We start from the raw sequence: 13,293 nt of genomic DNA, 5'->3' as shown, positions 1-13,293 counted from the left end.
GAAGGGCTGTCAGTGGGTCAGTAGAACATGGCGGCGATTTCCCGCTGGTCCTTCTCGCTGAGCCAGACGGTGTACGGCTTTTCGTCGCCGGCCCTCTCGATGGTCAGGGTGGCACCGTTTCCGACGCATTCGGTGATTTCAAAGTTGACCAGGGCCGGCGCCAGGTCGGACCCCATCACCAGCTCACGGTCCATGCCGTTATACTCCCAGCCCTCGCCCGCGCTGAGCTTCGCCATGTGCTCACCGCAGACAGCGGCCTCCATGAAAACGTCCTCGTTGGTGATGAATCTTTCGGTGGGCTGGTTCTGGCACCGGAGCACGTCGCAGACGGCCATAGGGTTTCTCCTTCTCGGGATGCTGATGGGGCCAGCTTAGCCATCGCGGCTGACAGTCCTGGGCAGCTGAAAGCCCCATCTTGTGGAAGAACGGGAAGGCTTCGCCGGCCACGACCGTCTTCCGGGTGTGGCCCCTCGCTGGCGTGCGGACCTCGGTGGAAGGGATGCCCACAGCTTCCAGCCTTCCCACGACATCGTCCTGCAGCGCTCTGTCCTCTTCGACGGCGTCGAGCATGGCGACCAGGCTCTCAAATGCCCCGCTGCTGGAGTCCACGCAGGTTGTCCCTGGATTCCCGCAGCTCTTTCAGTGCCGCGCCCTTCCACTTCCTTACGGATGGCGGCTTGCGCCTCGATTCTGGCGGCTTCTGCGCGCTCCCAACGTGGATGTACTGGTGGACCTCCAAGTAGCATTCCGACAAGTTCGGGCTGTATTGCCGAGCAATCCCTAGTGGGGATGGCCATCACGCAGCGGCTCAATGGAGAATAGCGCCATGGGCGGATCGATGTACGAGCGCAGGGACTCCCTCCCACACCATTCCTCCCTCCGTGACCGCATGAGGGCGAAACTCGAAGCCTTTGGCCCCTACGCAGTCCGCACAGACACAAAGGGAATCGAGCCTGGCAGCGTATCCACACCCGCACGGCGGCGAGGTACAACCGGGGAGACGGTCAGTGCACGCTTCGCCATCGCGTCAGGACCGGGCGCCGGAGCCGACGCACCCGAGTGCCTGGCGACCTTCAAGCCCGATCGACCCGGGCCGTATCACGCAGCATTCCTCATGACAGCCCTCGCCAACGAGCTGACCGAGTTTGCCAGGATGCGGTTGCTCTCAGGTCTCGCCGACACCCTCAGATCTATCAGCTTGGCGCAAGGCACCCCGCACAGCGTGAACGTCGACGGCGACCCCGTCCTCGGTTGGGCCCTGCTCGCGAAGGGCGCGACTGGAATAGCCTGCGAACACCGTGACCGGATATTCATGTGGCTCGGGACGGAGCAAGCGGTCATACCCGCATCGATCTATACAAAGACCGTGGGCGGTCTCCGTATGAGCGGACGCATTCTTTGAGTCCAACCTAGGGAAAGGGGAGCATGAGCATCGATTGCTAGCTGGCGGGATATCGTCTCATCCATAAGGGCCCGTGGAAGGACAAGCGATGAAAAATTGGCAGCTGCCCATCATCACGCTGATTTTCGTGGCCGCATTTGTGATTCTCTATTTCAATGGGCTTTTAGGAAACACCGCAGTCCCCTAATCGGCACCCACCCGTTCCGATTGCTCCCCTGAGTCCTCTCCGCGACGCCAAGAACCGTCCCGTTGGGCGTTCATAACTGGGCCTGTGGCTGGAAAGCCTCAGTCGTTCCGCCGAGGAAATATACGCCGCTACTTCCCTCGGTTCCTAAAGATCATGAAGCTGGCGTAGATAATTCCGATCACGCCAATGATGACGAAAATGATCACGGGATCCATGCGTACCTCCTCTGCAGTTTGAAATCTGGGAAGCCAAGCTCTTCCGGTCCCCCGGTTCGGACGTCCATCGCCGTTTTAAGATCCCGGTGTCCACAGGACGCCGGCGGCGATGATGCATAGCATTCCGAGCGTTGCGTACACGAGAGGCAATGCTTTGGAAGACGGGCGGTCTTTCGATCGTCTGACTATCTGTATGAGCGCAAGCGCTCCGAAGCCGAAACCGATCAGGATCAAGACTAAAAGTACTGGAAACACTGGCACCTCTCAGATCATGCGCCGCGCATGACGCCGGTTGCGGAAAGGATGAATATCGCCACTCCCATTGCCATGCCACCGAAAAGCGGAAGCATCAGATTTGTGACATTTTGGTCGCGGCTTTCGCGGACCCTCTCGGCAGCCTTCTTGGGAAGTAACCAGGACATACTCGCTCCGACTCTGTCGGCCAGCGCGTCTCGCTTGATGTATCCAAATAGACAAATTGCAACTAGTAGCGGACCGATGATCATGCCGGGCCAAAAGATGTTCATCAGGATTCCTTGGATAAAGGATGGATTCCGCACCGTCTCTGCATACTATCCAAGCAGTCAAGATGCGCGCGCAGCCAGGCTGATCCCTATATCCCCGAACTCCAGGATCTAAGACCGCGCGTGCCGCCCTGAGGGTAGCTCTCACGACCGGCCCGGTGAAGGTAGCTTTCCCTATGAGCTGCCCACCCATGGCCAATTTGGGCCCAGCGACTGAAACGGCCAAATTTCGGCCCGGTCAGGGTAGCTTTCGGACGGGAGGCGCATTCCTTTCAAATTCCAGTCGCCGATGCACAGCAGCCGATTTTCGGCCCGGTAAGGGTTCGGCCGGTGGAAGTTCCTTCGCGAGCAGGTCAATGCTGATGCACATAAACGACTTACACCTTCAGCGACGCATTAGCAGGGGGCAGAACATGTGCTCGGCGTCTGGGGAGAACCCCACCGGATCGGATTCATGGCCACTTCAACAAACCTCGACCAAGAACTCCCCCCTCTATTTACGCCGCCTCATGATCACGAACGCGCTGATTCCCAGAATCACTAACATGACGGCGGAAAAAACCACGACGAACAGGGGGTCAAGTCCCACTCCTCCATAGCTGGGAGCAAAATTCTTCACATGTACTCCTGCCTCTTGTGGTGTGCGGCTAGTTATCGTCTGAGCGCTCAGGGAAGCGGTCGGGATGCTTAGGGTCTCTGCCGCGTCCGCGCCAGTACTCATCGCGTTGCCACAATGAAAACCGAGTCGCCCAGATGATGAATATGATCGTGCCAACGGCAAGAACTGCCACCTTGCCCCAAACCCACGGCTCGGACTCAATGGGTAGGAAGTTCAGAATAATCATTGCCAAGGCCAAGGCTGACCCATAGTAGGTGAGGCGGCGGAGCCTGCGCCTCAGCTCAGGGCTTGCGCTGACCGGAGGCTTGCCCGTCGTCGGCTTTCGTGGGGATCGCTCTGGCATGAGTGTACTGAACCACAAGCGAAAGCATTCCGATAGGGCCCATACCAGCTGATCCTCCGGCCCCGTGTAGATGCCCGGTAAAGGTCGCAATCGCTCTGCGCAACCAATTCCTGGCAATAACTAGCCTCACTCGTCGCATGACCAATATTCGTCCAGGTCAAGGTTGAAGACTGGCAGCCTTTCGGCGCGCCGGCAATCGGCGCTGCCCAGGGTTTAGATTAGGGCAATGGCTAGCGAGTCGCACGGAAGAAATGAGAGGGAATGTACATACTTTTGGGTTGCGTAGCTCTCGCTGTGGGCTTGCTCGGAGCATGGCAGCGTAAGCGGCTAATGGATTGGAGCACCCGCTGGAACAAGCGATCCGGGCCGCCGGGTGAGCTACTCAATAGTTTCCAGTCCGACCGGGGCTATCTCATTGGAGGCCTCGGGATGGCCTTTGCCGGCCTCATCACCGCAGTTTACGGCGTGATCTCCGGCCGATAACCGCTCTGATCGCCCGCGAATCGGCCAGCCAATTTGGCTCGTGGATGACAGGAGCTCATGAGTTAGCAGATCCCTAAGACGAGCGCTTCGCTATCGAAAGAATCGTTTGGTCCATAGGATGTGCAAACGAACGAATTCTTGAATACTAGGAGAAACCATGCCGATGATCGGTCCCGATCTTGGAGGAGGGGCGGATTACGTTGGCCTCGTGTTCGCACTCGTTGCAGTCGGCCTGGTGGGCCTTATCATCACTGCAATAGTGGTTCTCCGCAAGAAGAACAGAAAGTAATTTCGCGTCGTAAGACTCCCGGGCCACGTCTGTTCAACGGTCAACCGGCCGCCCGGTAGAGGTAGCTTTCCCCGTGGCGTGCCAGCTCTCGTCAGTTTGGCTCTCTCCCGTCGGAGAGCCGATTTTCGGCCCGGTCAGGGTTCGGCTCGCGATCCCCAGCGTGACGCCACTGGGGCATCGCTGAGGTGGAAGCTGCGCTCGTTAACCGGCGCCTAGCCCGGAGCTCGTCCCACAGCGGAATCTGTACGCACGACTTTTTCGGTGCAACACTGCGGTGATGAACATCCTCGAGTGGTGGCCACTGGTTGATGCGAAAACACGCGGCTGGCTCATTGAGCACAACGGCGAGCCGATGCCGCCGCATGTCATCGCCGACATCATGGCGGTTACCGGCGGAACGACCGATTCTAATTGGTGGGCTGGCGAATCAGCAGACGGTCCCCAGCTTTCCGACGAGGCTGTGGATTGGATCGAGGCTGTCGCCAATGATGAGGAGCCGACTACCGGCTGAAATCTTTCGCCACGTCCCGCGGAGCGTTCGGCGAAGGGACCACCTGCGGGATAATCAGCGGCAGTACGCCGACTGCCTGAGGTCGTACCGTGAGTCCTGAGGCTAGGCTAAGCGAATGGACCCGGAGGCAGGTAAGAACGGCACAAAGTATGAATGGCAATCCTGGCCTTCCGATTCGCTGGAGGGTATGCCGCCGAAGCGACGGCGACTTGTTGTATGGGGTCTGTGGTGGTTCCTCTTCCTTGGCGTGCTGCTGGGTAGTTTTTTGGACGCTGCCAATGTTCCGCAACCTTGGCGTACTTTATTGGCCATCGCTGGGATAGCTGCACTCTTCGGTCCATTGATTCGTGGGGCCATGATTGAAACCCGCAAGCTCCGGGCCGAAGGCATCATCCTGCCGTCCTATCCGGTCACCCGCAAGTCACTTATTTCCATAGCTGTCATCACCGCTATTCTCTGGGTCGTCTTCGCCTTCCTCGTCGCTACGGGCCGACCCACGTTCCCTCTTCTGCCAATCGTCGGAACGATTTGGCTGGCGTACCAATTGCTCCGACTTCGATCAATGCCCCATTGAGGAAGACAAGTTGAGACTCCACGTTCTCAGGAGCGTTGATCAACGGCTTGTGGGCGGGACGAATGCGCGCCCCTCGCGAACGCTGAAGGCTTCAACTGGGCCTGTAGGCTCTGGTTCGTGATTGCTCAAATCTTAGGAGAAGGACTTCCGCTTGTCGTAATCCACGGATTCGGTGTAGATCATCGGATCATGCTGCCGTTGGAGGACGCCATCGATGAGTGCGGATGGCAGCGGATCTATATCGACCTACCGTGGGCCGCGGGAAATGCTGACATCAACGTGACCAGCACGGACCACGTCGCCCAAGGGGTTCTGAACGACATCCAAGAGTGTCTTGGAGACCGGCCCTTCGCGCTGATCGGCAACTCCTTCGGAGGCATGATTGCCCGGTACGTAGCTCACGAGCTTCGGGATCAGGTCCTTGGCCTGGCTACTCTTGCGGGTGTGTACGAGCCGGCCCATGAGGCGCGTAGCCTTCCCCGCCGGCAGGTTGTCCGAGAGGACCCCTCCGTCCTGGCTTTGGCTGGACAGGTGAGGGATGACTACGAAGAGCTGACCGTCGTCCAGAGCGAGGCCACGCTCGAGGCATTCACCCGATATGCACTTCCTGGTCTTCGCACAGCGAACCAAACCATTCTCGATCGGGTGGCAGCGGAGTACGCGCTCTCTGTAGAACCGGAGGTCGCTCACCCTGCTCCCTTCGAGGCGCCTTCGTTGCACCTTTTTGGGCGTCAGGACCATGTAACTGGCTACGAGGACGGGTGGAAACTCCGCAACCACTATGTCCGGGGCACCTACGCGGTGCTCGACGCCGCCGGCCATAACGCTCATCTCGAGCGCCCGGAGCTTACTGCCGCGCTAGTGAAAGACTGGCTCATACGGACCAGCGCGTCTGCCCTGTGAGGGGTCCGCAGGAAGAAGGAGTCTGAATGCAGAATCTTGCGCCCAGCTATGGGACCAGCCTGATCAATCCAGCTTTAGTAATCGTCGTCGCCGCTATTGCGCTCGTTGTTATAGGAACTGTTCTCCTCGTGAGATTTTTTCGACGAAAGAAGTAGACCAAAGGACATTCAGCAGCGACGAGTTCCCCGACTTCGCTGAGAGCCCCGTTCCTCCCACTGACTCTGAAAAAGGGCCCGAATATACGTCCTTTTTGGAATTGTCGTGCACTAGAAGAGTTGGAAGCCGAACCCTATCCGGACGGATCGTCCGTGGTGAAGAACAGGATCCGGCAGGAACGTCACGATCGCGTCCGAACACAGCGCCACGAGGTCCTTGGGTGGCCTGAAGCGCGCGCTGACTCGACATCGGGCACTCAGCGCCTGGTCTCGTACCTGGTAAGGACAACACTGCCAGGAAACGTCCGGGTTTCCACCAGGCTCAGGTTCACCCAGTTGTCCAGGGCTGTGAAGAACGGCGTGCCGCCGCCGACCAGGACCGGATGGGTGACGATCGCGTACTCGTCGATCAGCCCGGCCCGCATGGCCGCCGCGGCGAGTGTGGCACCGCCTATGTCCATGGGGCCGCCGTCGTCAGCCTTGAGCCGGGTGATTTCGGTGACCGCGTCGCCGGTGACCAGGCGGGTATTCCAGTCGACCGTGCTGGTCACCGAGGAGAACACCACCTTCGGCATGTCCCGCCAGCGGCGGGCGAACTCGATCTGCGCCGGTGTGGCGCCAGGCTGCTGGTCCGCGGTCGGCCAGTGGGAGCTCATCGTCTCCCACAGTTTGCGCCCATACAGCGCCAGGCCCGTCATCCCCACCCGGTCTGACCACCATTGGAACAGCTCGTCGCTCGGTACGCTCCAGCCGAGGTCGTCGCCGGGCGCGGCGATGTAACCGTCCACGCTCAGGTTCATACCGAAGGTCAGATTGCGCATGGCCTCAGTCTCCCGTGAGTCGGTATTCGTTGTACAGACCAGCACGGCGCGGAAAAGTCATCGGTCAGGCCACACCGACGGCCACTTGACCACCACGCCAAGCAGATGCTCCGTACGGAAAGGATCTCCGAGCGGACCGTGCCCCTGAGGGTTCGGCTCACGACCCCACCAACCAGTGCACCGACACTACCCAGCCTTCCCATTGGGGGCTGCGCTTCTGTCGCCTCAGGATGCCGGTTAGGACCAGTGACATTATTGCTGCTGCGCCCGCTATGGCGGACGTCCAAGCGCTATCTAATTGCCGAGACCACGAGGGAGAAAAAGGCAGGCGGTCTTGCGTCGCCAGGGTGCCTCGGTTCTACAATCGCGCATGGAGAATCTTCGGTTCCGCATCGATGTCGACGCCCCCGCGCAGCACGTCTGGAACGTTATGCTCGACCTCGACACCTACCGCGAATGGACGGGCGCCTTCCACGAGGGATCGACCTACGAGGGCGGCTGGAACGAGGGCGACGAGATCCGCTTCCTCGGCCCGAACGACGACGGCACGGCGAGCGGTCTCTTCGGCACCATCGTCGAGAACCGGCCCCACGAGTTCGTGTCGATCCGCTATCTCGGCGATATCGAGAACGACGTCGAGAACCGCGAAGGGCCCGCCGTCGGGCTGCGCGAGAGCTACTCGTTCAGCGAGACGGACGGGGTGACGACTCTCGTCGTCGAGCTTGAGGTGCCCGACGAGTGGGCCGACGACATGCGCGGCATGTGGTCGGAGGCGATCGTCAGGATCAAACGGCTGGCAGAGCGGGCCTAGGTCGACGGGATCCTGACCCGGTCAGGAATGGCGACAGCCCGACAGCATTGTGACGGTAGCTTTCCAATGGGCTGCTCATTTCTTGCCACTTCATATGGAGCCAAAGAAGCGTTCGGCATTCCAGCCTGCACCCGCAAGCCCTGAAGTGCAGCGTAGATTCCGTCGTCTCGGCCGCTTCATGATGGTTTATACGCCTGTGATGCTGGTCCTGAGCCTCCTGCCGATCGTCACCGAACCGTGGCAGGGATAGAGACAACCGTGCACTCGTCGGAAAGCCAAAATTCCGCCCCGGTCAACGTTACGTCCGCACCGCGCTTGTCGGGCCGATACTTGGGTCAGCTAATCCGTTCAGCCAACGCCACGATAATTCCCTCCGGACCGCGCACGTAGGCCATACGCCAGGCATCCTCATACCGGCCGATGCCGCCGACCAGCCCGTACCCCTCCGCGGCCAGCCGATCGATGTGAGACTGAAGATCGTCAACTTCGAAGGACAAACTGCGCAGTCCGAGTTCGTTTGCCATCGCGGCAGGCGACCCGGGAGCGGGATCTGGCCGGATAAAGCTGGAAAGCTCCACGCCTGTGCCGCCGTCAGGCGTTCGCAACATGACGATCTCTGTGCGGGAGTCCGGGATTGCTATCACCGTGTCGATGAACTCGCCCTCCACAAACGTCCGGCCCTCGACCTCGAGCCCGAGTCCCACGAAGAATGCCGTCACCAGGTCGAGATCCTGAACGGTGACGCCAACGTGGTCGAACCGCATGACTCGTGTCATGAGCAACACCTCCACATTCTCGTTTCAGAATGGCCCAAGACGGAGTTTACGGCGGATTCGCGACGCGAGGAAGACTCCTGCTGCGCGTGGCAGGAGCCTGTGTACGACGACGGGCGGCCAGGGCTTTATGGACGCGAAACGGTCTTTATTGCCGCAGCCACAGCAATGGTGGCCCGTTCCGGAATACTCCCAGCGGGGCCGAGTGGTTGCCTTCAACTCCACACCCCTTGCTGTCCGGGCCGCCCGCGAGGCACCATCAAGGCATGACCAAATTCCTTATCTCCTTCCCGAGCGAAGCCATGGTGCTCACGGACGAGGATTTCCCTATCGTCTCCGCCGAAGCCCACGCCGTGATCGAGGAGGCGAAGGCCGCCGGCGTCTACGTATTCGGCGGTGGAATCGATGAGGAAGTCGATCCCGTACTGGTCACCGCCGACGGGTCGGTGAGCAACGAGATTTATCCGGGCTCCGAACTCAGGGGCGGGTTCACCGTGCTGGAGCTGCCGACGCGCGAAGACGCGGTCGAGTGGGCGAGGAAGATCTCGGTGGCCTGCCGTTGCTCGCAGGAGCTCCGCGAGTTCATGTACGACCCGGCGAGCTAGCTGCACTCGCATTCGGCAGTAGTCGTCACCGGGAGCGCCCCACATGCAATTCGCGAAAGGCGACTCCCATGCGCAAAACACCATTTCCAACTCTGCATTTAACCTCGACGACGGCCTCCAACCTGCCGCGGTCCGACCAGGATCAGCCGCAGGTCAACACCACCGAGCAGGTACGGGCCGCGGGCGGGCGGGCGTTGGTCCTCGGGGGTGGCGGATCGACAGGCAACGCGTGGCTGATCGGCGTCATTGCCGGTCTGTCTGGTGCCGGGCTGGATGTGACCAAGGCCGATCTGATCATCGGGACGTCGGCCGGATCTACGGCCGCGGCCCAGATAACCGGCGCGAGCCCGGCCCAGCTGCTTGCCGACATCCTTTCCGCCGCACCCCAGCAACGGACTGCTCCGGCGGGATCCGGCGGTGGGCGCGTTCCCACTGGACCAGCGGCGAACCATATGGAGAGAACGAGCCGAATCATCGCCGCCGCTGAGGATGCGGCCGATATGCGCCGCAGAATAGGTGCGGCGGCACTCGACCTGAACCCGGCACCGGACGTCTCGGGACAAACGCGGTGGCGCTATACCGTCGCCTCGCGGTGGGGCATGCACCTTGCAGCGCAGGTCGACGAACTGCGCGCAAGCGGCAGCAGAGTCGCAACGGTCTTTCCGGACAGCAACTCGGAGCACATGTTCGGCGCCAATGCAATGGATCTGTCGCTGCGTCCGCCCGCTGCGCGAGCTGGCTACGACCAAGGCAGAGACCTTGCCGAGCAACTCACCGAGTTCTGGCGCTGACGCCCACGAAACCTGAACGAGCGGTGGCTGGCCCCTGCGCTCCGCTCGTCGGTACGCCGGCTGAGCCAAGGCGATGTCCGCCAATACCGTTGCGAAGAAAAATGACCGTTGCTACCGCGAAGCAGTTCATCCGTGCCAGTAAGGAGCGACGCCGTCACCAACCGCCGCGCGTCGGCGTATGTCCCTGTCGGGCATCACCGGGCATGGCCATTTCGGCCCGCAGGCCCAGGAGCCGGATCGGGCGTCCCTCTTCGATTGCGGCTGCGAGGTCCAACGCCCGCGCGAAGATTTCGTTCCGGTCGAATGTTTCGGGAATCTTCCTCGCGTGGGTCTTGGTGAAAAACGGCGCGTACCGAACCTTGAGGGTCAGCCCAACCACGGGCCGTCCTTCGGCCTCAACATCCTCCAGGACACGGGCTGTCAGCTCCCTGACGGCGTCGTCCACCTGGGCGGGCTCGGTCAGGTCCTGCTGGAAGGTGGTCTCCCGGCTATGCCCGCGGGCAACCCATGGGGTATCATCCACAACGCTGGCGCCGTCCCCGCGTCCAAGCTCCGCGTACCAAGGACCCATCCTGGGGCCGAACTCCGGGACCAGGTCCTGGGGGTCGGTCGCGGCAAGCTCGGCGACTGTGTTGATGCCGAGTTTGGCCAGCCGGCCCGACACTTTGGCTCCGACGCCCCACAGGTCCTTGGTGGGCCGGTTGCCCATGACGTCCAGCCAGTTCCCGGCAGTGAGACGGAAGACGCCGGCGGGTTTGCCGAAACCGGTGGCGACCTTCGCTCGGACCAAGGTATCGCCGATGCCCACGCTGCAATGCAGGTGCGTTCGATCCAGGACGGCGGCCTGCACCTGCCGGGCGTAGGCTTCCGGATTCTCTGTTTCAGTGCCTATAAAGGCTTCGTCCCAGCCCAGCACCTGCACGGTGGCGCCGGGCTGGGCGCGCAGGGTAGCCATCACCGTTTCAGACGCCGCGAGGTAAGCCTCCTGATCGACGGGCAGGATCACGGCGTCGGGCACTTTCCGGGCCGCGATGCGTAAGGGCATTCCGGAACCCACTCCGAACGCCCTGGCTTCGTAGGATGCGGTCGACACCACAGCACGTTCCGCGGGGTCGCCCCGACCGCCGACAATGATTGGCTTGCCCGCAAGCTCCGGCCGCCGCAGCACTTCGACCGCCGCGATGAACTGGTCGAGATCGACGTGCAGCACCCACCGGATTCCGCTCACGTCACCAGTCTGCCCTAAACACCCCCGGCAAGCACCGGCTCTCCACTAAGCCTGGTGGGACTCCCGCTTCCGCACGTTATCGTTGGTCCCAACACATCTGACCAGGAGGGCGCATGCCGTACATCGTTGACTTCAAGGACGTTTCCACAGTCGGCCTGGAATCGTCTCCCGTCGCCGAGGCGCTGGCCGGGTTGCGCGCCAATGAGGGGCGCTACTACCGGAACAAGTACGACCACGTTTTCACCGTGAGCCCCGCCAACGAGGTCCCGGAAGTGGTAGAGCGGGTAAGCCGCATCCTCAAGGAAGAACGTGACATCGTCATCGGCTCCCGCCCGCTCGAAGCGACCGCCTTCGAAGTGGACGGTTTGCAGATGGCTTATGTGTTCTACGAGTCGGGGCTTTCCATCAACGTCATGTACAGCATCGACGACGGCGGGAAGCGGGCGGTCGGATTCAAACTGGCTGAAGGCATGGAGATTCCAGAGGAACTGGCATCACGTTTCAAGTTCGCCCGACAGAAATCAAAACTGGCAGGCGTAATCCGCGGCTCCTTCTTTGTGATCAAAGGCAAGTACTGAGGACCTGCCACAACCATGCTGAGGACCGTCGTTCCGTCCTCGTGCCGCGCCCGTGATACCCGTTGTTTCCTTACGGATCGTGTGGCAACCTCGAAGTGATCCCGCCGCCGGGGCGACGACGGGCAACAGAAAAGGAGCACGGCATGGGGCTCATCCATATCGACCTGTTCACCACGCTCGACGGCGTCGCGCAGGCGCCCGGCGGTCCGGACGAGGACCCTGCCGACGGTTTCGCGTTTGGCGGCTGGCAGGCGCCTCTCATTGACGAAGTCGTCGGCGAACAGGTCACCTCCGGGATGGCGGGGATGGACGCGCTGCTGCTTGGACGCCGCACCTACGACATTTTCGCCGGGTACTGGCCGCACGCGGACGGCGGCATCGCACGGCTGTTCAACAGCCTCCCGAAATACGTTGCCTCACGCCAGACGCCGACTCTCGAGTGGGCCGATTCCACGCTGCTCGGCCCTGATGTCGCCGCCGCGGTGCGCGAACTGCGCGACCGGCACGCGAACATCCACGTCATCGGCAGTCTCGACTTCGTGCAGACCCTGTTCGCCGAGCGGCTCTTCGATCGGCTCACCCTCTGGGTGTATCCGATCCTCCTCGGCAGCGGAAAGAAGGTCTTCGCCGACGGGGTGGTTCCGACGAATCTCAGACTCATCGAGCCGGTCGTGGCCTCACCGAAGGGCGCGGTGATGCAGCGCTACGCCCTCGCCGACGGCACACCCGGCGTCGGCGATATGTCGGCCGGCGACCACCAGAGTTAACTTTCCCGGAACGGGGCCCGGGAAGGAGAGGTCAAACACGGCGCAGAAGGCTGCCGGCAGCGAGCTGTTCGGAAACGTAGAACACAAAGGGCGGGATGTCACCGGTCCTGGCCAGGACGGCGCCGGAGCCGACTGCGGCGATGCCTACGGCCGCGGCTTCCTTCCCCCTGTGGGGCAGGGAAGCCAGGGCGCCGGAAAGTGACCCCAGGGCGAGCACGTGCAGCCACGAATAGGCGAGGAAGGGCCACGCGGGAAGACCTCCCGACGCGAAGCGCTCAGGATCCGATGCGCGCAAGGCAAGCTGGGACACGAACAACGGTGCCCCGGCGGCGAGCGCCACAGCGGCGGTGGCCGCAAAGACCCTCGTCCTTCCCGGGGGCAGGGCAAGGGCCACTCGCGCGAAAGCGGCAGGCACAGCGGCGGTGCCTGCCGCGGCGATGTGCTGTCCGACAGCCCATGAGCGCTTCCCCCGGCGGAGCATCTCGAGCCGGCGAACGGGGTCGGGCTCGAGATAAACTCCCGGCACCGGGCTGACACCGACCAGCCAGATGCCAGCCGAAACGAGGGCCGTCACCGCCGGCCGCCGGACGCCTTCCAAATCCACACCGGACATTCCATTCCCCTTCCGCCACTCCCCGTTTAGGCCAAGAATGGGGCATGGAGCGGCCGAGGACAAGGGCCGCATTTCTGCGGGCGCGTGACAGTCCACGGCAC

Annotated in this window: 15 protein-coding genes; 9 read left to right on the top strand and 6 right to left on the bottom strand. The window is 61.8% G+C overall.

The window, feature by feature from the left end; all coding sequences use genetic code 11:
* Positions 1-17: 17 nt before the first annotated feature.
* A complete protein-coding gene (locus tag TV39_RS02080) occupies positions 18-335 on the bottom strand; it encodes a hypothetical protein (protein ID WP_043477656.1) in 318 nt (105 codons plus the stop codon).
* A 491-nt stretch (positions 336-826) separates the two neighbouring features.
* Here TV39_RS02080 and TV39_RS02075 point away from each other — a divergent pair, with 491 nt between their 5' ends.
* Positions 827-1,402 carry a hypothetical protein gene (locus tag TV39_RS02075; RefSeq protein WP_043477653.1) on the top strand — a complete coding sequence of 192 codons (576 nt, stop codon included), beginning with the start codon at positions 827-829 and terminating at the stop codon, positions 1,400-1,402.
* A gap of 671 nt (positions 1,403-2,073) precedes the next feature.
* Here TV39_RS02075 and TV39_RS02070 read toward each other — a convergent pair.
* A complete protein-coding gene (locus TV39_RS02070; RefSeq protein WP_043477650.1) occupies positions 2,074-2,331 on the bottom strand; it encodes a hypothetical protein in 258 nt (85 codons plus the stop codon).
* A gap of 2,008 nt (positions 2,332-4,339) precedes the next feature.
* Between TV39_RS02070 and TV39_RS02060 the strand changes: the two genes are divergently transcribed.
* From TV39_RS02060 to TV39_RS02050, 3 genes are all read left to right on the top strand, one after another.
* Positions 4,340-4,573, top strand: coding sequence for a hypothetical protein (locus tag TV39_RS02060; RefSeq protein WP_043477940.1), 234 nt, complete (start codon positions 4,340-4,342; stop codon positions 4,571-4,573).
* Positions 4,574-4,688: 115 nt separating this feature from the next.
* The gene (locus tag TV39_RS21910) at positions 4,689-5,147 is read left to right on the top strand and encodes a hypothetical protein (RefSeq protein WP_144406279.1); all 459 of its coding nucleotides are present in this window, start codon (positions 4,689-4,691) and stop codon (positions 5,145-5,147) included.
* Between the two features lie 117 nt (positions 5,148-5,264).
* Complete coding sequence (locus TV39_RS02050; protein ID WP_043477641.1) at positions 5,265-6,050, top strand: alpha/beta fold hydrolase; 786 nt, start codon at positions 5,265-5,267, stop codon at positions 6,048-6,050.
* A gap of 412 nt (positions 6,051-6,462) precedes the next feature.
* Here TV39_RS02050 and TV39_RS02045 read toward each other — a convergent pair whose 3' ends face one another.
* Positions 6,463-7,026, bottom strand: coding sequence for a dihydrofolate reductase family protein (locus TV39_RS02045; RefSeq protein WP_043477638.1), 564 nt, complete (start codon positions 7,024-7,026; stop codon positions 6,463-6,465).
* A gap of 370 nt (positions 7,027-7,396) precedes the next feature.
* On the opposite strand from TV39_RS02045, the gene TV39_RS02040 reads away from it, so the two are divergent.
* On the top strand, positions 7,397-7,837 hold the full coding sequence (locus TV39_RS02040; RefSeq protein WP_043477635.1) for an SRPBCC family protein: 441 nt from the start codon (positions 7,397-7,399) through the stop codon (positions 7,835-7,837).
* Between the two features lie 335 nt (positions 7,838-8,172).
* On the opposite strand, the gene TV39_RS02035 is transcribed toward TV39_RS02040, so the two are convergent.
* Positions 8,173-8,613, bottom strand: coding sequence for a VOC family protein (locus TV39_RS02035; protein ID WP_043477937.1), 441 nt, complete (start codon positions 8,611-8,613; stop codon positions 8,173-8,175).
* A gap of 263 nt (positions 8,614-8,876) precedes the next feature.
* On the opposite strand from TV39_RS02035, the gene TV39_RS02030 reads away from it, so the two are divergent.
* Positions 8,877-9,215, top strand: a complete 339-nt coding sequence (locus TV39_RS02030) for a YciI family protein (RefSeq protein ID WP_043477631.1) — start codon at positions 8,877-8,879, stop codon at positions 9,213-9,215.
* Between the two features lie 68 nt (positions 9,216-9,283).
* Complete coding sequence (locus TV39_RS02025; protein ID WP_043477628.1) at positions 9,284-10,006, top strand: patatin-like phospholipase family protein; 723 nt, start codon at positions 9,284-9,286, stop codon at positions 10,004-10,006.
* A gap of 154 nt (positions 10,007-10,160) precedes the next feature.
* Here the strand turns inward: TV39_RS02025 and TV39_RS02020 are convergent, their stop codons facing one another.
* On the bottom strand, positions 10,161-11,234 hold the full coding sequence (locus TV39_RS02020) for a DNA polymerase IV (protein ID WP_442853477.1): 1,074 nt from the start codon (positions 11,232-11,234) through the stop codon (positions 10,161-10,163).
* Between the two features lie 113 nt (positions 11,235-11,347).
* Here TV39_RS02020 and TV39_RS02015 point away from each other — a divergent pair, with 113 nt between their 5' ends.
* Complete coding sequence (locus tag TV39_RS02015; protein ID WP_043477622.1) at positions 11,348-11,812, top strand: hypothetical protein; 465 nt, start codon at positions 11,348-11,350, stop codon at positions 11,810-11,812.
* 143 nt (positions 11,813-11,955) lie between these two features.
* Positions 11,956-12,579, top strand: a complete 624-nt coding sequence (locus TV39_RS02010) for a dihydrofolate reductase family protein (RefSeq protein WP_043477619.1) — start codon at positions 11,956-11,958, stop codon at positions 12,577-12,579.
* Positions 12,580-12,610: 31 nt separating this feature from the next.
* Here TV39_RS02010 and TV39_RS02005 read toward each other — a convergent pair whose 3' ends face one another.
* Positions 12,611-13,192 (bottom strand): hypothetical protein, encoded by a 582-nt coding sequence (locus TV39_RS02005; RefSeq protein ID WP_052500462.1) that lies wholly within the window; start codon positions 13,190-13,192, stop codon positions 12,611-12,613.
* Between the last annotated feature and the right edge of the window lie 101 nt (positions 13,193-13,293).

Origin of the sequence: Arthrobacter sp. SPG23, assembly GCF_000876655.1 — a bacterium.
Classification (GTDB): Bacteria; Actinomycetota; Actinomycetes; order Actinomycetales; family Micrococcaceae; genus Arthrobacter.
The sequence above is the reverse complement of the archived record's forward strand: the minus strand, read 5'-3'. Positions and strand labels throughout refer to the sequence as shown.

Coding starts and splice junctions, on each gene's coding strand:
- TV39_RS02060 (WP_043477940.1), top strand. CDS start 4,340: ATGAACATCCTCGAGTGGTGGCCACTGGTTGATGCGAAAACACGCGGC.
- TV39_RS02080 (WP_043477656.1), bottom strand. CDS start 335: ATGGCCGTCTGCGACGTGCTCCGGTGCCAGAACCAGCCCACCGAAAGA.
- TV39_RS02025 (WP_043477628.1), top strand. CDS start 9,284: ATGCGCAAAACACCATTTCCAACTCTGCATTTAACCTCGACGACGGCC.
- TV39_RS02005 (WP_052500462.1), bottom strand. CDS start 13,192: ATGTCCGGTGTGGATTTGGAAGGCGTCCGGCGGCCGGCGGTGACGGCC.
- TV39_RS02035 (WP_043477937.1), bottom strand. CDS start 8,613: ATGACACGAGTCATGCGGTTCGACCACGTTGGCGTCACCGTTCAGGAT.
- TV39_RS02010 (WP_043477619.1), top strand. CDS start 11,956: ATGGGGCTCATCCATATCGACCTGTTCACCACGCTCGACGGCGTCGCG.
- TV39_RS02030 (WP_043477631.1), top strand. CDS start 8,877: ATGACCAAATTCCTTATCTCCTTCCCGAGCGAAGCCATGGTGCTCACG.
- TV39_RS02075 (WP_043477653.1), top strand. CDS start 827: ATGGGCGGATCGATGTACGAGCGCAGGGACTCCCTCCCACACCATTCC.
- TV39_RS02040 (WP_043477635.1), top strand. CDS start 7,397: ATGGAGAATCTTCGGTTCCGCATCGATGTCGACGCCCCCGCGCAGCAC.
- TV39_RS02070 (WP_043477650.1), bottom strand. CDS start 2,331: ATGAACATCTTTTGGCCCGGCATGATCATCGGTCCGCTACTAGTTGCA.
- TV39_RS02015 (WP_043477622.1), top strand. CDS start 11,348: ATGCCGTACATCGTTGACTTCAAGGACGTTTCCACAGTCGGCCTGGAA.
- TV39_RS21910 (WP_144406279.1), top strand. CDS start 4,689: ATGGACCCGGAGGCAGGTAAGAACGGCACAAAGTATGAATGGCAATCC.
- TV39_RS02045 (WP_043477638.1), bottom strand. CDS start 7,026: ATGCGCAATCTGACCTTCGGTATGAACCTGAGCGTGGACGGTTACATC.